Genomic DNA, 20,691 nt, shown 5'->3' on the forward strand with positions numbered 1-20,691 from the left:
TTCATGCAAGAAAGCAAAGCGAAAATTCCTGCGAAGAAATTAACATTTTTTGGCTTTTTAGCCATGACGATCTCAATGGTTGTTTCACTTTATGAGTACCCAACATTTGCGACATCGGGCTTTAGTTTGGTTTTCTTCCTGTTGTTAGGCGGTTTGTTATGGTTTATTCCGGTAGCATTATGCGCGGCTGAAATGGCAACTGTTAAAGGCTGGGAAAAAGGCGGTGTCTACACTTGGGTAAGTCGCACGCTAGGTAAAAGATTTGGATTTGCTGCTATCTTTTTCCAATGGTTTGAAATCACAGTTGGTTACTTAACGATGCTGTATTTCCTGACAGGAGCATTATCTTATGCAACAGGAATCTCTGCTATCCAAAATAATAAGTTTTTGAAATTAGCGATTCTTTTAATTATTTTTTGGGCTATTTTATTGTCTCAATTAAGAGGGACAAAATATACTTCATTGATTGCTCGGATCGGGTTTATTGCAGGGATCTTGTTACCAGCACTAGTTCTATTCGGATTAGGTATCCACTATGTGGCTTCTGGCGCACCCTTACAAACGTCACTATCAATGAAAACATTGATACCTGATTTTTCAAAATTACCAACATTAGTCGTTTTTGTTTCATTTATTTTAGCGTATATGGGGGTAGAAACTTCTGCTAGTCATGCAAATGAAATGGAAAATCCTAAAAAGAATTATCCACTAGCGATGTTCGTATTAGTTATATTAGCGATTATTTTGGATACGTTTGGTGGATTGACAGTGGCAACAACTGTTCCTCAACAAGGATTATCACTCAATACAGGGGTTATTCAATCTCTTGAATTTTTATTGCGACACATTGATCCCAGTCTTGCTTGGATTGCAAAAATTCTTGCTATCTTAGTGTGCTTAGGGGTTATTGGAGAAATTGCATCATGGGTCACTTCACCATCTAAAGCCTTACATGTGGCTGCCGAAGAAGGTTTATTACCTGCACATTTTGCGAAAGAAAATGCTTATGGTGTACCGGCAAACTTAATGATTGCTAATGGGATCGTTGCATCCATTTGGGCAACTGTCTTTACATTAAGTGGTGGCGGAAATAATTTATCCTTCCTTGCAGCTATGTCACTAACAGTAGTTATCTATTTGATGCTGTATTTTATGTTTTTTATTGGCTATTTAAAATTAGTTTACAAAGATGATTCATTAGAACGGGCTTATCAAGTGCCAGGTGGAAAAGTTGTCAAAACCATTGTCGCTTGTTTAGGATTATTGACTTCACTATTTGCTTTTTGTATTTCTTTTGTACCACCTTCAAGTATTGCTGCAGGACAACATGGAATCTATGAAACGATTTTAGTCATTTCATATCTCATTGTTGCAGTTATTCCTTTTACGATTTATGCATGTCGTCATAAATTTCAACATGCAAATAATAAATAAAAATTGAAAGCTGGTTATTAAAATGGATGTCAAAGAATTAGAACAATTGATTGGGAAAAATTTCCACTACTATCAAACAGGACATGTAGCAGATTATATCCCAGCGCTTGCGCAAGTAAATCCGGAACAATTAGGAATGGCAATTTATGATTTGAAGAAAAATCAATTAATCGAAGCGGGTGATTCGCAAGTTCGTTTTGCGATTGAAAGCATGTCAAAAGTACCCGTATTATTATTAGCCATCCAAGATAATGGCATCGATAAAGTCTTTCAAACGATCAATACAGAACCAACAGGTTTTGCTTTTAACTCGATTTTGAATATGGAACTCAATCATCGTCATCATCCAATGAATCCATTTGTGAATGCTGGTGCGATTGCAACCACTTCTTTGATTGCCGGAAAAGATCCAGAGGACAAATTCAATCGTATTTTAGCTTTTATGAAAGAAATTTGTGATGATCCTCAAATTACATTGAACGAAGAAATCTATCGTTCTGAATCAAGAACTGGGGATATTAATCGCTCCTTGGCTTATTACATGAAAGGTAATCAAATGATCGACGGAGATGTATCAGAAATCCTCGATGTGTATTTTAAACAATGTTCAGTAAATGTGACTGCTAAAGGGATTGCCAAGTTAGGCGCTGTCTTAGCGAATAAAGGTATTGCTCCTTGGAGTGGACAACAAATCATTACAGAAGAAAGCGCAACGATTGTCAAATCAATTATGACAACTGCAGGATTGTACGATGAATCAGGGGAATTTTCTGTTCATGTCGGTGTTCCAGCTAAAAGTGGTGTCGGTGGGGGCCTAATGGTAGCTGTTCCTAATTATTATGGCATGGGTGTTTTCAGCCCAGCATTAGATGCTTTTGGTAATAGCGCAGCTGGAATCCAACTTTTAAAAGATGTTGTCGAAAAACTCGATGTTGATATTTTTGACTAAAATTAGCGAGAAAGTATTAAGCAGAATGATGAAAACAGATTCCTCCTTAGTTGAATCTTTTTTACTCGATGCAAAAAATGCTTCACTGTCATTTATTTATAGTTAATGATTGGTTTGTTCGGGCTGGGAAGAAGCTTTTTCCCAGCTCAGACTTTTTTATTTTGTTTTTGTAAACGTTTTCCTTTTAAGGAAATAAAAAAAATGGGTTTTAAGTAATATGTTTAAATAAGTATATATATAAATTAGAGGAGCGAAAAAGGCATGTTGGAAAATTACATTGAGCGGAATATTTCGAGAAAAGTCTATCTTTGTGAGCAATTATTTGAATTTCAAGAAATAGATATCGAATATATTGCCAAAATGTTAGGTGTGACAATGCCTACTGTGTTACACGATCTTGAAAGTATCACCGAATGTTTAGAATATTGTATCGAAGACATTAAGCGAGAAAAGCATATCTATAGAGTCATATTTAAACATGGTATTGAATTATCAGAGTTAACACAGTTTTTATATGGACAATCGTATTTTTTAAAATTTTTAAGTTATTATTTTAGAGGGCAATTCACTAGTACGGAATTATCAGATCTTGAGTTTATCTCTTTAAGTAAAGTTTATACGATCAAAAAGACAGTCTTAGATTTTTTTAAAGCTAATTCCTATTTAAGAAATAAACAAATTATCATTCCTGAATTTGACGTGCGAAATCTTTTACTTTCCTTAGTGAGATACATTAATTGGGAAGGGTATGAAAATAAAAATCATCAAGTAATAGATGCTTGTCACCAATTGATTGATTTTGTCGAAACACATTTTTTCAAACGAAGATATTCTGAGGAAGATAGATTTTTGATTGTTCGAGGAATTGAAATAGCGATTGGACGTAAAGAATATCCTCTTTATTTTGATGAAGAAGATAAAAAGTCAGCTGAAAAAAAGCCTTTATTTCATATTGTTAGCCAAGGATTAGCTGAACAAAAAGAACATTTAGATATACAAGAAGAAGACGTGTATTATATTTTTTCGTTATTTAACACACGAAATTATACGAACGAAAATATGGAATTATTGAAAAAAGATTTTGAAGTTGTTTATACCAGTTTCATTGAAAACACGCCTTGTCTCCATGAGCTAATCGAAAAAATTGTAACTAGAATTGACAAAAATTGTAAAAATGATTTTATTTTAAAAAAATCATTTTTACAGTTTATTCGTACGATCTGGGCAGATGGTCAAGTATTTCTCCCTGATCAAATCTATTTATTAACTACTGCAGAAAAAAAACTGTATGAGGATATCATAGTTATTCTCAATGATTGGAAGGAAACATACTATCCAAAAGTAAGATGGAATCACAACTTGATCAGAAAATTTGTCAAAAGTATGACATTGATTACAGACGAAAAAGAAGAACAACCTACTGAAATTTTCATTGTGGCTCCTAGTGTTGTAAAGCAAATTTTTTATCGTGAACTACTCATGTCCGAAATGAATGAATATACTGAACTGAATCCAATGATTTATCATTCGTTAGAAGAATTACCAGATGAATGCTTGTATTTTACGCACAGAATCGTGTATTGTGATTATACTGTATATCAATGTGGATTTGACACTGAAAACACGAGGGTGATACCAATTTCTTTGAACAGGAAATATGAGCATCTTAATACCACATGGTCGGTTGTTTCAAATAAAAAGCACTTATAAACAGCAAGAATCAAATAGCAATAATCGAAAGTGGGCGTTCAAGAAGGAAGTGAATTCTTGAACGTCACTTTTCTGTTTTTAGAAAACAACATCAATGGTTTCTAAGTTCAATCCGAGTATTGTTTTTTGCAAATTTTCAACTTGTATTGGTTGTCAAAAAAAGAGAAACATGTCTTACTAGTAATGAGAGCAACGTACAGAGGAGGAACGACAATGACGATCTTAGCAGCCATTGATTCATTTAAAGGAAGTGCCTCATCGTTTGAATTAAATCAAGCAGCTTTGAACGGCTGGTTTTCAAAAAAAGGAGAAAAAATCAATCGCCCGATTGCTGATGGAGGAGAAGGAACAGCAGAGGCAATCTATCATGCTTTAGGTGGTCAATGGCGGGTAATCGAAGGGGTAGATCTGCTTTTTCGAAAAGTAAGTTGCAGATATTTACTCACGGTTTATGCGGGAAAACGCCTGGCAGTGATTGAATCAACTGAAGTAATCGGTCTTGATTTATTAAAGGAGCCAACTGATCAAACGATTCGATCAGCTTCTAGCTTTGGCTTGGGAGAACTTTTGAAAGATGCTTTGACACAAGAGGTTGATCAGGTGATTGTCACATTAGGTGGGAGTGGCTGTTCAGATGGTGGCTTAGGTCTGTTGCAGTCGCTAGGAGCCAAGTTAGTTGGGGCTACAGAGGGAAATCCACTGCTGACGACGAAACGAATCGAGTGGGGCAAAAGCCGTGAGAAATTCAAAAAGGTTCAATTGCTAGTTGCTGCTGATGTGACAAGTTTTTACAGTGGCCCACAAGGAGCAGCTCAAATTTACGGTAAGCAAAAAGGTGGTACAAAAACAACTTTAGCATTTCTTGACAAACAGGCAACGAATTTAACCGAACAGATAAAACAAACGACTAATATTGATTTAAATGCTGTTTCTGGAAGTGGGGCTGCTGGTGGAATCGGTGGAGCGTTATTGCTTGTCGGTGGTAAAATGGTTTCTGGTTTTTCACTTGTTGCTCAACTGATTGGTTTAGAAGAAGCCATCAAACAAGCAGATCTCGTGATCACAGGTGAGGGACGAATCGATCAGCAGACGATCAATGGGAAAGTACCATATGGTGTAGCTAAACTGGCAAAGAAACATGGGAAAAAAGTTATTGCGTTATGTGGCAGTCGCGAAAAAAATCTTGGACGATTAGATGAATTTCTGCCAAGTGTTTTTAGTATCCAGCTAGGACCGATTGAATTGAAAAAAGCCTTAGATCGTCAAGAAACCCTCGAAAAAGTAGCGATTATGACACATAATCTCAGCCGATTAGTGGAAGATGATTTATCTTAGTTGACAGTTTAAAAATAATTATGTTAACCTAATGACAAATAAAACGAAGTGAGGGATCTTGCCATTGAAAAACTAAGTCAATGATTGAAAGCTGCATTAAGGCTATTTTATTAATGAGAAAAGTGCATAAATTACATTAATCAAGATGTTTGAGTGAAGAGAAACGGTCTAACGATTGCCCGTTGAAGCTTGCTCACGCAGAATTTAATGTGAAAAACACTTACTCAATAAAAAATAGCAGGCAGATTTTCAGAATTGGCGAGTTTTCATTGGTGGGGTCTCTTTTTGTAGCCCTTCTTTGGCGACCAGTTCTGAAAATAGGACTGGTCTTTTTTATAGGAGGATATAAATGTCGAAGATAGAAATTAAAAATTTAACTTTTGGTTATGACAATCAAGTGCTACCCTTATTTGATCAAGCTACATTGAATTTTGATACCACTTGGAAATTAGGATTGATCGGTCGGAATGGACGTGGAAAAACGACATTATTGAACATTTTACAAGATAAACTACCTTATCAAGGACAGATTATCCATCAGCAAGAATTTAACTATTTCCCTCAAGAAATTGGAGAAGAAGCACAATTTACTTATGATGCGTTGAATGAGATAGCTGATGTCGAACTTTGGGAAATCGAAAGAGAACTACAATTAATGGAAACTGACCCAGAGATTTTGTGGCGACCATTTCACACACTGTCTGGTGGTGAAAAAACAAAAGTACTCTTAGCACTGCTTTTTGTTGATGATCAGCATTTTCCTTTGATCGATGAGCCGACGAATCATTTGGATTTAGTCGGAAGAAAACAAGTAGCTAATTACTTGCAGAAAAAAAATCAAGGATTTATCGTGATCAGCCATGATCGCGGATTTATCGATGAAGTGGTCGATCATGTATTAGCCATTGAAAAAAGCCAATTAGAACTGTATCAGGGGGATTTTTCAGTATATGAAGAGCAAAAGCAGTTAAAAAATGAGTTTGAGATTGCCCAAAATGAAAAAATCAAAAAAGAAGTCACGCGCTTGAAGAAAACTGCAGCAGAAAAAGCAGAGTGGTCCCGATCTCGTGAGGGAGATAAGACGAAAAAAAGCGTTGGGTTTATCGATACCGAAAATCGTAGAGTGAATCGTGGTGCAATTGGTGCGGATGCCGCTCGAACGATGAAACGCTCGAAAGCAATCGTGAATCGGATGGAAACGCAAATCGGGGAAAAAGAAAAATTATTGAAGGATATCGAATATGTAGAGCCTTTGACAATGAATGTCAAAAAAACACATCATAAACGATTGCTGACTGTGGAGAATTTACAACTGGGGTATCAACAGCTGCTTTTTTCGCCCGTTAATTTTACGATTGACCAAAACGAATGTGTGGCGTTGACAGGGGCAAACGGTATAGGGAAATCTACGATCATCCATTATCTTTTAGACGATTTTGATGGAATAACTGCAGGTACGATCCATAAGCCTAATCAACTAACGATCAGTTACGTGCGTCAGAATTATGAAGATAATCGAGGTACGCTCAGTGAATTTGCAGAAAAGCAAAAAGTTGATTATCAAACATTTTTAAATAATCTCCGCAAGTTAGGGATGGAAAGAGAAGTCTTTCATAACCGAATTGAACAGATGAGTATGGGGCAACGCAAAAAAGTTGAACTAGCCAAGTCGCTTTCTCAAGAAGCGGAATTATATATTTGGGATGAACCGTTGAACTATTTAGATGTCTTCAATCAAGTCCAGTTGGAGCAACTGATTTTATCGTTTAAACCTGCAATGTTGGTTGTGGATCATGACCAAGTCTTCTTAAATAAAATAGCTGATCGACTCATTTCACTCAAATAACTCATTGTCATCAATAAGTAGTGAAACTTGTTTTGTTCATTGGTTATGTTACAATCGAGCCAGAACAAACAAAGGAGCGTTGAATAATGTTATATGTAACTAGACATGGCGAGACAACTTGGAATGCAGCAGAACGGGTCTGCGGGAGAGCGGATGCCCCGTTAACAGAAAAAGGGCAAAAACAAGCGGAGAAATTGGCTGAAAAAGTTTCAGAATTACAAATCCCAGTCACGAAGATTATCCATTCCCCTTTACAACGTGCAAAAGATACAGCGCAAGCCGTTGCCGATAAACTTCACTTGCCAATGGAAGTAGATGAACGATTAATCGAAATGGATTTTGGGGAATACGACGGGATGCCAAGTCATGAAACAATCTTTCAAGAAGCACGACAAGAATTTGCGGTGCGTTTTCCAAATGGTGAATCAGTGTTAGATGTTTATGCTCGAGTTGTTCCATTGATCGAAGAATGTCTTGCTGATGAAGAGAATGTCTACCTATTAGTTTGTCATAATGCGTTGATTCGTATCATGAACGCTTATTTCCATCCTATGCCAAATGAGACATTCTTTGATTTTTTTGTTGAAAATACGGAATTAGTTACTTTTCCTAGTAAACATGAGCTGAACACTATAAAGTCTTAACTCATTTTTGGCGGGTAGCAGCGGAGTCAAACATTCGTATCATGAATCAAAAAAATAGTTGATTTCTGAAACCGATAAGCGGAAGAATCCAAAAATAGTTTTTGCTATTTTTGTCATTCTTCCGTTTATTTACGTGGCTTTTTGTCAATAAGGACTGATGAGTTGTATAAAATCAAATAGAGGTCAGAATGAACCAATGATTGATGCGTATTTTTGTTCTGTCATTCAGCGCATGAAACACTTTTTAGTCGGTGTGTCGTTCTTTCTTTAGTTATATAATTAGCCATTAATCTTTGAAATCGCCTATCATTATCAATCAACGAAAACGCTTTTAGAAATAAAATTAATTTATTTTTATAAAAATGTTGAAATTTTATTTCACAAGAGGTATACTCTGTTCATAGAAATGAATACGGATACATCGCGTGAGGGGGAGACAGATGTTTGGTTTTTCGATCTTTATGAATGAAGCTTTAACGATAGAAAAAAAAGCTTATATCCAAAAGATGGCAAAGAATGGGTTTGATGGGATATTTACTTCTATGCATATTCCTGAAGATGATGCTAGTTTATATAAAAAACGGTTAACAGAACTAGGCGAATGTGCCAAAGAAAATCAATTGGATCTAATGGTAGATATTTCTGGAGATGCTTTAAAACATGCTGGGTTTTCGATGGCAGATTTAGAGCCATTAAAAAAGATTGGTGTTACTGGGTTACGAATGGATTATCATCTTTCAAATGAACAAATTGCGAATTGGAGCCATCAAATCAAAATCAGTTTAAACGCCAGCACGATCACTCCACAAGATGTCACAGAATTACAAGTCGCTAATGCAGATTTTTCTCAACTTGAAGCATGGCATAATTACTATCCGCGTCCCGAAACTGGATTAGATCGGAAATGGTATCAAGAAAAAAATCATTGGCTAAAAGAACAAGGCTTTACAATCCAAGGTTTTGTGGCAGGGGACGAAGCCTTACGTGGTCCGTTATATCAAGGTTTACCTACTTTAGAAAGTCATCGACATGTCCATCCTTTAGCTGCTGCGCTAGATTTGATGTCATGCGATACAGATTTGATTTATATCGGTGATGGCGGACTTTCAGAAGAAGTTCAAGAACAATTTGCCATGTATCAAAGAGAACAAACAATTTTACTACATGCTGAAGTAATTGATGCCCAGTTTTACGAGTATATTTTAGGAAACCATATGAATCGGCAAGATGAGGCAAGAGATGTTATCCGCAGTGCGGATGCACGGTTTAGAAACATCCCTCAAATTCCTCCTCGTGATACGAAAGAACGAGCAAAAGGAACGATTACTTTAGATAATGAACGATATCTTCGTTACATGGGGGAGATTCAAATTACTAAAAAGGATTTACCAGCAGATGAAAAAGTGAATCGAGTCGCTCAAATAAGCGAAGCCGAGTTACCGCTACTTGAGCAAATCCGTGCAGGGGTAAATTTTAAAATAATTAGAAGAGAAGGAAAAACAAATGAAGCAAATTAATTTAGAAAATCTAACAACAGAGCGACGAAATCAACAAACATTTGGACTTGATGAAATGAGTGTTACCCAAGCAGTTCAGCTAATGAACCAAGAAGATCATAAAGTAGCCGAAGCCGTTTCAAAAGAATTGGCTAGCATCGAACCAGTGATCCAACAGACGATTAAATCTTTCCAACAAGGTGGTCGATTGATCTACATGGGTGCCGGTACAAGTGGCCGTTTAGGTGTGCTAGATGCTGCAGAGTGTGTACCAACATTTGGTGTAGAACCTGAGATGGTCATTGGCTTGATTGCTGGTGGTGAAGCAGCCATGACAGTTGCGGTTGAAGGAGCAGAAGACTCTTTAGAGTTAGGGAAAGAAGATTTAGTAAACTTAGGATTAACTGAAAATGATATGGTCATCGGGATTGCCGCAAGTGGTCGTACACCGTATGTGATTGGCGGTTTAGATTATGCTCGTACAATCGGTGCGACTACTGCTACAATTTCTTGTAATAAAAATGCTGAAATCAGTCAACATGCCGATTATCCGATCGAAGTTGATGCAGGACCTGAGTTTCTAACCGGTTCAACTCGCCTAAAATCTGGTACAGCACAAAAATTGATTTTGAATATGATCTCAACAATTAGTATGATCGGGATTGGCAAAGTATTCAATAACTTGATGGTCGATGTGAAACCGACCAACGAAAAATTGATTGAGCGTTCAAAACGAATCATTATGCAAGCAACAGAGGTTGACTATCAAACCGCTGAGAAGTATTTTAATGAAGCAGATAAAAATGTGAAATTAGCGATCGTGATGATTTTAACCAATAGTGATAAAGCGACAGCAGAAGAAAAATTAGTTGAAGCAAACGGCTTTGTAAAAGGAACCTTATGAGGGGGAAGAACCAATGGCTAAAAATGAATTGACTTTAGAAGAATTAGCAACGCGGATCTATGCTGGTGTAGGCGGAATGGGCAATGTCGAAAGCATTGTCCACTGCATGACCCGTGTTCGAATGAAGATCATTAATGATGAGCTTGTCGATGTTGCAAAATTGAAAGCGATACCTGGTGTATTAGGCGTTGTTGAGGACGAACAACTGCAAGTGATCATCGGTCCTGGTAAAGTGAACAAAGTAGCACAAACGATGGTAGATCAAGCAGGTGTAAAATTAGGAGAACAGATTTCTTCAGGAAATAGAGCTTCTGATAAGTCGTCAGCCTCAGGAAAAGATTTGGTAAATGAGAGAGCGCAAGCGATGAAAGCTGCTCAAAAAAATAAACAAAAACCATCAAAAATCAAATCAATCTTGAAAGATATTTCGAACATTTTCGTCCCTATGATTCCAGCATTTGTCGGTACTGGGATTGTGGCAGGGATTGCTGCGGTACTAGCAAACTTAGTGACAGCGGGTACATTAGATGCAGCAACTTGGCAACAATACATTGATATCATGAACATTCTAAAAAATGGTATGTTCAGTTTCTTAGTGATTTATACAGGGATCAATGCAGCTCAAGTTTTTGGTGCAACACCAACTCTTGGTGGTGTTATCGGTGCGGTAGTCTTATTAACAGGCATGAATCCAGAAGCGCCACTTAAAAACTTATTCACTGGTGAAGCATTAGCTGCAGGTCAAGGTGGGATTTTAGGAGTTATTTTTGCTGTCTGGTTATTAGCAATCGTTGAAAAGAAATTGCATAAAGTTGTACCAGATTCCATTGATATTATTGTTACCCCTACATTATCATTGATTGCTATTGGCTTAGTCGAAATTTTCTTCATCATGCCACTCGCTGGTTTCATCTCAGATGGAATGGTTGGCGGAATCAACTGGGTATTAGGTGTAGGTGGTGCCTTTTCAGGATTTGTCTTGGGGACACTATTCTTACCGATGGTTATGTTCGGATTGCATCAAATCTTAACACCGATCCATGTCCAAATGATTGATGAAACAGGAAAAACACTATTATTACCTATTTTAGCGATGGCTGGTGCCGGACAAGTCGGAGCAGCATTAGCATTGTGGGTTCGTTGTAAAAAAGATAAAGAATTGACTGAAATGATCAAAGGTGCGTTACCCGTAGGAATCTTAGGAATCGGTGAACCATTAATCTACGGTGTGACACTGCCGTTAGGACGTCCGTTCATTACCGCTTGTATCGGTGGTGGTATTGGTGGTGCTGTTGTTGGGATGATTGGAAATGTAGGTGCTATTGCGATCGGGCCTTCTGGTGCTGCTTTGATCCCATTGATTTCAGATGGAAAATGGTTAGGGTATGTCTTAGGGTTACTCGCTGCTTACGCAGGTGGTTTCCTAGCAACATTCTTCTTTGGTATTCCTAAAGAGCAATTGGAGAAAGAAGAATTAGCTGAAGAAACAACAACTGAAATGACACCAATGACGGAAAATACAGGAGCAGTCAGCACAAGTGAAATTTCATTAGCTGCTGTAGCTGATGGAGTAGTTGAATCACTTGAAAAGGCAAGTGATCCCGTATTTGCTCAAAAAATGATGGGAGAAGGTTACTTTGTTGAGCCAATCAATGGTCAGATCTATTCACCAGTAAGTGGAACGATCAGTTCAGTGTTCCCCACTAAACACGCGATTGGCATCACAACCGCTAACGGATTAGAAGTGTTACTCCATATGGGGATCAATACAGTTGACCTTGGTGGTGCACCATTTGAGGTGAAGGTAACAGAAGGTCAGCTGATGACACCCGATACACTTGTTGCTCAAGTCGATTTAGCAGCAATCAAAGCTGCCGGTAAAGAAACTTCGATGATGGTTTTAATTACCAATATGGAGAAAGTAAAAAATTTCGTTTTAGAAAAAACAGGTGAGACAAAAGCCAAAGCGAAGGTCATGACTGTTGAAGCTACAAAAAATTGAACGAAGTAAAAGCAGATAAAGAATAGAGAAAATTCGAGCCTGGGACCAAGTGCGGTCTCAGGCTCTTTTCTATGATTAATAAGAGGGAAAAATAATTGTAAGAGAAACAGTTTGATTCATTTAAGACGATAAATCACTGGTGAACCAAGCTAAAAGTTCAATTGGAGAAATTAGAAGAAATACACGAAGACAAAGTGGCTAGAATAGTAAAATAAGCCCGATTTTGATGGTATGTACTAAAAGTAAAATCAGGCTTATTTCATTTTTGGTAGATGATTGTCCCAACATCGCCTATCTATTTAGCAACAAGTAATAAATGATTTTTCAAACTATCTAGTTCGTTTTCTTTCTCTTTTCCAATCATGAATTCCTCTTTGTCTATAGTTACCTTATTTACTTTTGAAATCTGAATCTCTTGTACAACATTATTGTTTTTATAAAACTTTATTTGATAGTTGAATCTTTTTTGCTTTGATGTCAGTTTCATATCATAACGTTGAGCATGTTGATCCGATTTATTAAACAGAACATTAAGGTTTCCTATTAATGTTTTTAAAAAATTGGGGTCTGTAGCTTTCCAACTTTTGGATTACTGAATGAGTATAAAGCCTAAAAAAGAAAAATAGAGAGGAAACTTACCAACTAAGTTTCCTCTCTATTCTCTGTTTTGATCGAATTTTTTAGAAATTATTGGTTAGCTGTTTCGACTAACTTTTGATATACTCGCTCAACATCTGCTGGGGTTCCCCGTAATTCATAGTCGGCGAGGAAAGGGAAGCCAAATTGGCTGGCGTATTGTTTAGCTGTTAAGCAATATTGATTATTAAAATTTTTGTTTCCACTCCCTACGACACCCAGACAAAGCGTATGATTGTCTTCGTATTCCAGATATTCACGCATGGTTTCTGTTAAAATTTCTGTATCACCGTTATCTAACCCATTTCCTCCATCTAAGTAAGTGGGTACAAAAGTGAAGAAAGGTTCACTCTCTTGTTGAAAGTCACTATTTTCATGAATTTCTTTTAGCGTGATTTCTGGTAATTGAGGATTTAACTCATGTTGGTTCGCAGCATATTCAGCAAGTTTTTTAGCGAAAGCTCGTGTGTTTCCAGAGATCGATATATATAGAATGTTCATTACATTTCCTCCAATTCTTGTCTCCAGTATAGCATTTTTTTATCAATTTTTGGAAAAGGTTTTCCCTAAATGAATATGCAAGATTCTTGTATAATTAGAAAAAAATAGTTACAATTATATTTCTATTAGAATTTTTATGAATAAAGTAAAACAGGTGAAGATTTGTTATACTTTTGGTAAAAGCGGTTTATTTTGGAGGATGCTTAAAATGGATACAGAGCAACAGAACAAAGGAATAGGGTTGTTTCCACTAGCGGCCTTAGTGATTGGGTCAGCGATAGGAGGTGGCGTATTTGGTATTATGACGGACATCTCCGGATCGGCTGGTGCCCCAGCTATTTTTAGTTGGGTACTAGTTGGAACAGCTATGTTGATGCTCTCGTTATCAATCAATAATATCAATAAAAAACGTCCAGAGCTGGAAGGTGGTATTTTCAGCTATGCAGAAGCTGGTTTCGGACGTTTTGCTGGATTTATCAGTGGTTGGGGTTATTGGCTTACTTGTTGGTTGGGGAACGTAGCCTTTGCTACGTTGCTAATGAGTGCTTTAGGTTACTTTTTCCCAGTATTCGACGGAGGTCAGAATATCGCTTCGATCGTTATGAGCACTTTGTTTTTATGGGGATATGCTTGGCTAGTCAATCGTGGGGTCGAAAATGCAAGTTATGTGAACGCTATTGTAACGATCTGTAAACTTGTCCCACTATTTTTATTTATTGTTGTAGCAATCAGTACCTTTTCACTGCAACAATTTATCGATAATTTTTCTAGTGATATCATATTGAGTGCGAATGGCCAGCCCGTGCCATTTTCTAGTCAGATATTGAGCTGTATCATGGTGATGTTATGGGTGTTTGTTGGGATCGAAGGAGCTTCTGTGGTTGGTTCTCGTGCAAAGAAAAAATCAGATGTAGGGAAAGCAACGATCCTTGGTATTTTTGGTTTAATCATCATTTATGTTTTAGTTTCGATGTTACCTTATGGGACAATGTCAATGAAAGAATTGCAAGGAATCCAAACACAGCCAGCGATGGGCTATGTGTTTGAAATGATGGTAGGAAAATGGGGAGCAATCTTGATCAACGGTGGTTTGATCATTTCGCTTGTCGGTGTCTGGTTATCTTGGACGATTTTACCGATTGAAACCATGAGGAATATGGCAGATGCTAACTTATTACCGAAACGCTGGGGTCAAGTCAATAAAAAAGGTGCGCCAACATATGCTATTGTCTTAACGACGATTTGTACTAATGTTTTCTTACTTTCTTTATTGTTCACGGATAGTGCGTATAATTTTGCTTACACACTTGGGACAGCAGCGATATTCTTTACTTGGTTATTCTTAGGTCTTTATCAGATGAAACTATCTTATCAAAGAAAAGAATGGGGGCAATTCTTTATCGGCTTTTTAGCCAGTGCATTTCAAGTCTGGGCAATGCTCGTGGTTGCTTTCAATGAAGTGATGTTAGTGTTAGTACTCTTCTTACCTGGGATCTTCTTTTATTTAAGAGCCCGGAAAGAACAAAATGAGCCAATCCCTCATCTTCACTTAGATAAATTTTTATTAGTCGGTGTCACAATGATCGGACTAACAGCAATGATTCTATTTGCTACAGGCGTTTTACATGTTTAAATACACAAATATGTTAAATTAAGTCATTAAAAAAGCCAAATAAACGGTAATTCATGATTCTAATAAAAGAATCGTTAGCAAAACCGGTTATCTGGCTTTTTTTGATGTGTTCATGCACCTACTATTGTTTTGGTCTGATCAACCATTCCTGATAATGTAGGATCAATGTCCACTGGTTATTTTGATTCCGACCAGACTAATCAATAATAAGCCAACGAAAAACCAAGTGGCTAATGTCAGTTTATCATGAAACAAGACGACACCAATGATCACTGAACCAACGGCACCGATTCCGGTCCAAATAGGATAGGATAAACTCATTGGTAACTGTTTGATCGCCTTTGATAAGAGATAAAAGCTGGCGATCATGCCAATGACTGTGTAGAAAGAATAATTCAATTTAGAAAAACCATCACTCCATTTCATCATCGTAGACCAAAAAACTTCCAAGATTCCCGCTAAGATTAATTCAAACCATGCCATATTAATCACTCCATTTACACAAAAAAGAGGAGTAGCATTCCTCCAAAGACCTAATGGAATGCTTATCCTCTTAATACTACCCGGCGATAGTTGTGTCATTATTTTGTTAATTGAAAGGATAACACAGAATAAAAAATAAGGGTAGTGATAAGCTAAAACGTGAACCAATTTGAATCGGCCATTCGATTTAGAAGTCGTTTTTTGGAGGAAAACACCTACGTTAAAGTGTTATTTTAGATAATGAAGCACGTTTTTGTTTGTTTTTTGTTCATTTGTTAGTTAACAAAAATAAGATCTCAAAAAATTTGAACTGTAAACGAGTTGTTTCAATCGTAAGTGATTTTTCTAATTTTTTTATTGAATTGACTGAATTTTTAAAAAATACAATGAGATAATTGGATTTTATCTATATTTTCATGGCTTTTTGATTTATAATAAAAAAATATCTTGTAATTTTAAGGAGGAAGTCAAATGGAGAACTATCTTAGTCTTTTAGGTGTCTTGATCGTCATTATCGGTTTTGCACTAAAATTAGATTCAATTTTGATCGTAATGGTCGCACTGATTGTCACCGCATTGACAGGCGGTTTAGGAATTGAAGGAATGTTAGAAACTTTAGGAACAAGTTTTGTCAATAATCGAGGAATGGCTATTTTTATCATTATTATGTTGGCAACAGGTACACTGGAACGTAATGGTTTGAAAGAATCAGCAGCTTCGCTTATTAAGCGCTTTAAGAAAGTATCAGCTGGGATGATCATTGATATCTATGGGGTCTTCCGTATGATCTTTGCAGCGTTCAATGTCAGCTTTGGCGGAGTTGCCGGTTTTGTCCGCCCAATCATCATGCCAATGGCTTTAGGAACAGTCGAATCAAAAGGCCTGGAAATTGATCCACAACATGAGGAAGAACTAAAAGGCATGTCTTCTGCGATGGAAAATATTTGTTGGTTCTTTGGACAAGTATTATTCGTTGGTGGAGCAGGTGCGTTGTTAGTTCAATCGACTTTAAAAGGTCTGGGTTATGAAGTGACACTAGGACAACTTGCTTTGGTTGAAGTACCAGTTGCTGTCGTTGCACTGATTGTTGCAAGTATTTATTTCTACTTAAGAGAGAAAAAATTAGCGAAAAAATATTATTCAGGAAAGGGGCAATAATATGAGCTTTTTTACAGATCCTGAAATTTTATTAGGGGATAAATTATTAGAAATATTATATATCATCATGGGGTTAGTTCTGATTTATACAGGAATCAGAAATATTAAAGATAAAACGAATCCTCATCGATACGGTTCTGCTTTTTTCTGGACAGTATTAGGAATCGTAATTGCTGGTGGAAGATGGTTACCTGCGATCGTCAACGGTCTTTTGATTTTTGCCATGACAGTTCCAGCGATTGCAAAGAAAGTCAGCAAAGGAGAAAGTCGCTTACCTTCTAAACAATACATGGAAAAAATGTCTGATAAATTAGGAATGAAAATCTTTATTCCGGCATTGAGTATTGGGATCTTTGCAATCTTGTTCGCACTCTTTACTAAGCTTGGCGCATTAGTTGGTGTTGGTGTTGGTGTTTTTGCCGCAATGGTGATCATGATGTTCTTCTCACGAGACAATCGACCAACTACTTTCTTAGATGATGCTGCGGATATGCTAGGAACAGTAGGACCTTTAAGTATGTTACCAATGCTCTTGGCATCATTAGGAGCGGTTTTTACAAGTGCAGGAGTAGGGACAGTTATTTCTAATGCAGTCGGGCAAATCGTTCCCGAAGGTAATGTGAATGTCGGTATTATAATCTATGCATTGGGTATGGTTATCTTCACGGTGATTATGGGGAACGCCTTTGCAGCGATTACGGTAATGACTGTAGGGATCGGTGCACCGTTTGTATTCAGTCACGGCGCAAATCCAGCACTAGTGGGAATGGTTGCTCTGACCTGTGGGTTCTGTGGAACCTTGTTAACACCGATGGCTGCAAACTTCAATGTCGTGCCTGTGGCAATGTTAGAGATGAAAGATAAATACGGCGTAATCAAGAACCAATTATTCGTAGCGATCTTCATGTTAGTGTTCCAAATCGTTTATATGATTTTATTTAAATAAGAAAAAACTCTATAATAATAGTTAGTTTATATTGAGAATAATGGAGGAATGTAAAATGAAAGTACTAGTAACTGGTTTTGATCCATTTGGTGGAGATAAAGTGAATCCTGCTTATGAAGCAGTGAAAAAAATGCCTGATGAAATTGCTGGAGCACAAATTATCAAAGTGGAAGTCCCAACGGTTTTTGCTAAAAGCAGCCAAGTTGTGGAAAAAGCAATCGCAGAACATCAACCGGAAATCGTCATCTGTGTTGGACAAGCTGGTGGACGTTCAGCTGTTTCATTCGAACGAGTAGCAATCAATTTAGCAGAAGCTAGAATTGCTGACAACGAAGGAAACCAACCTTTTGATACAGCGTTAGAACCAGATGGACCAGCTGCTTATTTCACTTCTTTACCGATTAAAGCAATGACAAAAAATGTCCATGAACATGGATTACCTGCTTACATTTCGTATACAGCTGGTACCTTTGTTTGCAACGACATCATGTATCGTTTGCTTCACTTGATTGAGACAAAATTCCCGACGATTCGTGGCGGATTTATCCATGTGCCATTTTCACCTGATCAAGTGATTGATCGTCCAGTAGGCACACCATCAATGTCATTAGATGATATTGCCGCTTCTTTGACTTATGCAGTAGAAGCAGCCGTAACAAATGATCATGACATTGCTGGCAATGCAGGAACAACTCACTAATTTTTACAAATAATGTAGTGAAAAACAAATCATTGTGTCGACTGGTCGAATCAGACCAGTCGATTCTTTTTTTGAAAGGAAACATAAGTAATGAACGACTGGCAAAAGGTATTTAAAGAATGGTATCCCAAAGAAATCAATCAAGTCTATCCAATTAAGATATCAAAACAGTATACAAGTAATCAGCGTTGGGAAATCTATGAAAAGTTGACGACGAAACAACGTCAATTAGTTGATCAACATCGACGCTACTTGATCAATTCCCAATTTATAGAAGAAAATTATTTAGCAGCGACTGATTGGGTCTTTTCCGATTTTAAAATCAATCCTTTTTTTCGTACCAAACGGCGACAACAAAAATTATATTGCGAATGCGGTCGTGAATTAAAAGTGCAATATATCGTTCATTCACCAAAGACCGGTAAGAGCCTTTCTTTAGGGATCAATCACTTTGCTGAACATTTACACGTAAGCCCGCAAATCGCAACATCTATCAATCAAGGAATGACTAAAGTCGATTTAGCACTAGACGAATTATTGTGGCTGAAACAGCAAAACGTGGCGTTTCCAGAAGATTTATGGCAAGAATATTGTTTTATGCTCTACCAAAATCGAAAATTAAAAAATCCCTATTTGCCTGATCAAAAACTAGTTGCCAGGGTTGTGGATTTTCGTGAAGCAGATATGCCAATTTATCTTGCTGATTATCAAGCGCTGAAACAAGAGATCTCACGTATTGCAACGCAATTAGAGGGAACCCCTAAAAAAATTCGTGGGAAGAAAGAACTATTTGAAGATTTTTCAGAAGAATTAGTGAAAGATGTCGAGACTTTTTTAACGAATTACCGAACTTTTTTGCAAAAAGATTGGGCGTTGATCGCTGTTGACGGGGGTGAACAACTATCATTGACCTTCTTTGAAACATTTATCCAGCAATTAAGAGCAACTGGACGCCAACAAACTCCAGAACAACAGAGTAAAATGACTGAATATGCACGCAAGCAGCGATTTATCCAATTCGAGGTGTATCTTTTCATCTGGCAGCAATATTGTCGTTATGGTTTCACAGAAGGCTTCTTTGATAGTATTCCTAGAGTCATGAGAAATGGTTTCTTGAAGGTCTTACGAAAAGAAAAAGAAATGAAGCAAACAGTGATAGCCAACGAAAATGTGTCACAGAAAAAGGTAGTCACCGAGGAAGTATGGGATAAAATTGCTGTTGAGTTGAAAACGAAAAAAGTGATGACCATTTTAACAGAACTAAATGAAAATGACTATTCCTTATCGAAAGAACAACAACATGCGTTACAATATTTCCAACAATTAGAAAAAGTTTTGCAAACAGAAAGTTCAAAAACTAAGCAATTATTAAAAAGACTATTGTGAAAGTCGATAGGGTAAAAATAAGCTAGCTACCACCAATCAATTGTTGGCGGCAGCTAGCTTATTTAGATAAGTACCAAGAAAAAGGGAACATCGAAACATGCTTTACCAGAAGTCTGTCGATTATATTCAGATCAAAATGATCATGGCACGGTCTTAAATCAGCACACTCTTTTCATGCTCTTGATCATATTCTTTTTCCATTTTTAGCATTCGTTCACGTTCTTTTTGGTTATACCAAGGAGAAACTGTGAAAGCCAAGACATCATTCAATAGGTAAACGGAACTATTGACAAACATAGCTAAACTAGCTGAACCATGTCTAAATGAGATGTACCACAGAACCATCTGTGCTAATCCTGAAGCCAACCACCAATAATATTGGTTATTGTAACGCAAGAAACTGATCACACCAGCTGTCAAACTGATTGAAAAGGCAATAGCATCGATCCAAGGACGTGGATCGTCTGTTAAGCGCCCAATCAAGAAACCTGAAATAGCATAAACCAGGATCGTAGCAAAAATTGCGACTAACCATGTTTTTCCATTGAACTTACGGATTTTTGCTGCCATGTTATGATTCCATTCTTTACTTAATAAAACAGGGATATCTAAGGTGATCATATAGGCGATTTGTTCGCCGATACTCAAGTAATTTTTAGCAGAAAAACCAACGATGATGAAACAAATAGCTGATAAAATTCCTAAAATACCATTAACAGATTTCGCTGCATTGATTGATAAGATACACAAGACACCAAGTGTAGTACCGATAAAAGTGATCACCGCTAACCAAGTAATAGGGCTATTCACAAGGGTCATAATCTGACACCCAAGACTAAAAAAGAAAAGATAGTAATTTTGTTGAGGCCAACCTTTGAGTTGGTGTGCTAAAAAGCGAAAATAATTTATCATTGATAAAAGCTCCTTT

At 37.1% G+C, this 20,691-nt stretch carries 17 protein-coding genes; 14 read left to right on the forward strand and 3 right to left on the reverse strand.

Translation table 11 applies throughout. The annotated features are described in order from the left end of the window. Positions 1 to 3 precede the first annotated feature (3 nt). The 9 genes from IGJ11_RS02970 to IGJ11_RS03010 all read left to right on the forward strand — a co-directional run bounded on the left by IGJ11_RS02970 (position 4) and on the right by IGJ11_RS03010 (position 12,320). Positions 4 to 1,434 carry an amino acid permease gene (locus tag IGJ11_RS02970; RefSeq protein WP_207433020.1) on the forward strand — a complete coding sequence of 477 codons (1,431 nt, stop codon included), beginning with the start codon at positions 4 to 6 and terminating at the stop codon, positions 1,432 to 1,434. 22 nt (positions 1,435 to 1,456) lie between these two features. Next, positions 1,457 to 2,383 carry a glutaminase A gene (glsA, locus tag IGJ11_RS02975; protein ID WP_034699759.1) on the forward strand — a complete coding sequence of 309 codons (927 nt, stop codon included), beginning with the start codon at positions 1,457 to 1,459 and terminating at the stop codon, positions 2,381 to 2,383. Between the two features lie 261 nt (positions 2,384 to 2,644). Further along, on the forward strand, positions 2,645 to 4,093 hold the full coding sequence (locus tag IGJ11_RS02980; RefSeq protein WP_034866326.1) for a hypothetical protein: 1,449 nt from the start codon (positions 2,645 to 2,647) through the stop codon (positions 4,091 to 4,093). A 213-nt stretch (positions 4,094 to 4,306) separates the two neighbouring features. Further along, on the forward strand, positions 4,307 to 5,428 hold the full coding sequence (locus IGJ11_RS02985) for a glycerate kinase family protein (RefSeq protein WP_053766158.1): 1,122 nt from the start codon (positions 4,307 to 4,309) through the stop codon (positions 5,426 to 5,428). A 349-nt stretch (positions 5,429 to 5,777) separates the two neighbouring features. Continuing rightward, positions 5,778 to 7,274 carry an Lsa family ABC-F type ribosomal protection protein gene (locus IGJ11_RS02990; protein ID WP_207433021.1) on the forward strand — a complete coding sequence of 499 codons (1,497 nt, stop codon included), beginning with the start codon at positions 5,778 to 5,780 and terminating at the stop codon, positions 7,272 to 7,274. A gap of 86 nt (positions 7,275 to 7,360) precedes the next feature. Then, positions 7,361 to 7,918 (forward strand): histidine phosphatase family protein, encoded by a 558-nt coding sequence (locus tag IGJ11_RS02995; RefSeq protein ID WP_010738316.1) that lies wholly within the window; start codon positions 7,361 to 7,363, stop codon positions 7,916 to 7,918. 440 nt (positions 7,919 to 8,358) lie between these two features. Continuing rightward, on the forward strand, positions 8,359 to 9,435 hold the full coding sequence (locus IGJ11_RS03000; protein WP_010719888.1) for a DUF871 domain-containing protein: 1,077 nt from the start codon (positions 8,359 to 8,361) through the stop codon (positions 9,433 to 9,435). After that, entirely contained in the window at positions 9,422 to 10,318 is an 897-nt protein-coding gene (gene murQ / locus IGJ11_RS03005) for an N-acetylmuramic acid 6-phosphate etherase (protein ID WP_010738315.1), read from the forward strand. The genes IGJ11_RS03000 and murQ overlap by 14 nt, the downstream gene beginning before the upstream one ends. Positions 10,319 to 10,331: 13 nt before the next feature. Then, complete coding sequence (locus IGJ11_RS03010; protein ID WP_438772323.1) at positions 10,332 to 12,320, forward strand: glucose PTS transporter subunit IIA; 1,989 nt, start codon at positions 10,332 to 10,334, stop codon at positions 12,318 to 12,320. Positions 12,321 to 13,007: 687 nt separating this feature from the next. Here the strand turns inward: IGJ11_RS03010 and nrdI are convergent. After that, entirely contained in the window at positions 13,008 to 13,457 is a 450-nt protein-coding gene (gene nrdI / locus IGJ11_RS03015) for a class Ib ribonucleoside-diphosphate reductase assembly flavoprotein NrdI (RefSeq protein WP_010719884.1), read from the reverse strand. 208 nt (positions 13,458 to 13,665) lie between these two features. Between nrdI and IGJ11_RS03020 the strand changes: the two genes are divergently transcribed. Next, the gene (locus IGJ11_RS03020) at positions 13,666 to 15,090 is read left to right on the forward strand and encodes a basic amino acid/polyamine antiporter (RefSeq protein ID WP_010738312.1); all 1,425 of its coding nucleotides are present in this window, start codon (positions 13,666 to 13,668) and stop codon (positions 15,088 to 15,090) included. Positions 15,091 to 15,252: 162 nt separating this feature from the next. Here IGJ11_RS03020 and IGJ11_RS03025 read toward each other — a convergent pair whose 3' ends face one another. Continuing rightward, a complete protein-coding gene (locus tag IGJ11_RS03025) occupies positions 15,253 to 15,573 on the reverse strand; it encodes a DMT family transporter (protein WP_010719882.1) in 321 nt (106 codons plus the stop codon). A gap of 471 nt (positions 15,574 to 16,044) precedes the next feature. Here IGJ11_RS03025 and IGJ11_RS03030 point away from each other — a divergent pair, with 471 nt between their 5' ends. From IGJ11_RS03030 to IGJ11_RS03045, 4 genes are all read left to right on the forward strand, one after another. After that, positions 16,045 to 16,731, forward strand: a complete 687-nt coding sequence (locus IGJ11_RS03030; protein ID WP_010719881.1) for a DUF969 domain-containing protein — start codon at positions 16,045 to 16,047, stop codon at positions 16,729 to 16,731. 1 nt (position 16,732) lies between these two features. Then, positions 16,733 to 17,677 carry a DUF979 domain-containing protein gene (locus tag IGJ11_RS03035; protein WP_207433022.1) on the forward strand — a complete coding sequence of 315 codons (945 nt, stop codon included), beginning with the start codon at positions 16,733 to 16,735 and terminating at the stop codon, positions 17,675 to 17,677. Between the two features lie 55 nt (positions 17,678 to 17,732). Further along, on the forward strand, positions 17,733 to 18,377 hold the full coding sequence (gene pcp, locus IGJ11_RS03040) for a pyroglutamyl-peptidase I (RefSeq protein ID WP_207433025.1): 645 nt from the start codon (positions 17,733 to 17,735) through the stop codon (positions 18,375 to 18,377). A gap of 90 nt (positions 18,378 to 18,467) precedes the next feature. Then, positions 18,468 to 19,763 (forward strand): hypothetical protein, encoded by a 1,296-nt coding sequence (locus tag IGJ11_RS03045; protein WP_207433026.1) that lies wholly within the window; start codon positions 18,468 to 18,470, stop codon positions 19,761 to 19,763. A gap of 153 nt (positions 19,764 to 19,916) precedes the next feature. Here IGJ11_RS03045 and pnuC read toward each other — a convergent pair whose 3' ends face one another. Continuing rightward, a complete protein-coding gene (gene pnuC / locus IGJ11_RS03050) occupies positions 19,917 to 20,675 on the reverse strand; it encodes a nicotinamide riboside transporter PnuC (protein ID WP_010738309.1) in 759 nt (252 codons plus the stop codon). Between the last annotated feature and the right edge of the window lie 16 nt (positions 20,676 to 20,691).

It is taken from the genome of Enterococcus sp. DIV0691 (assembly GCF_051711145.1).
Classification (GTDB): Bacteria; Bacillota; Bacilli; order Lactobacillales; family Enterococcaceae; genus Enterococcus_B; species Enterococcus_B hirae.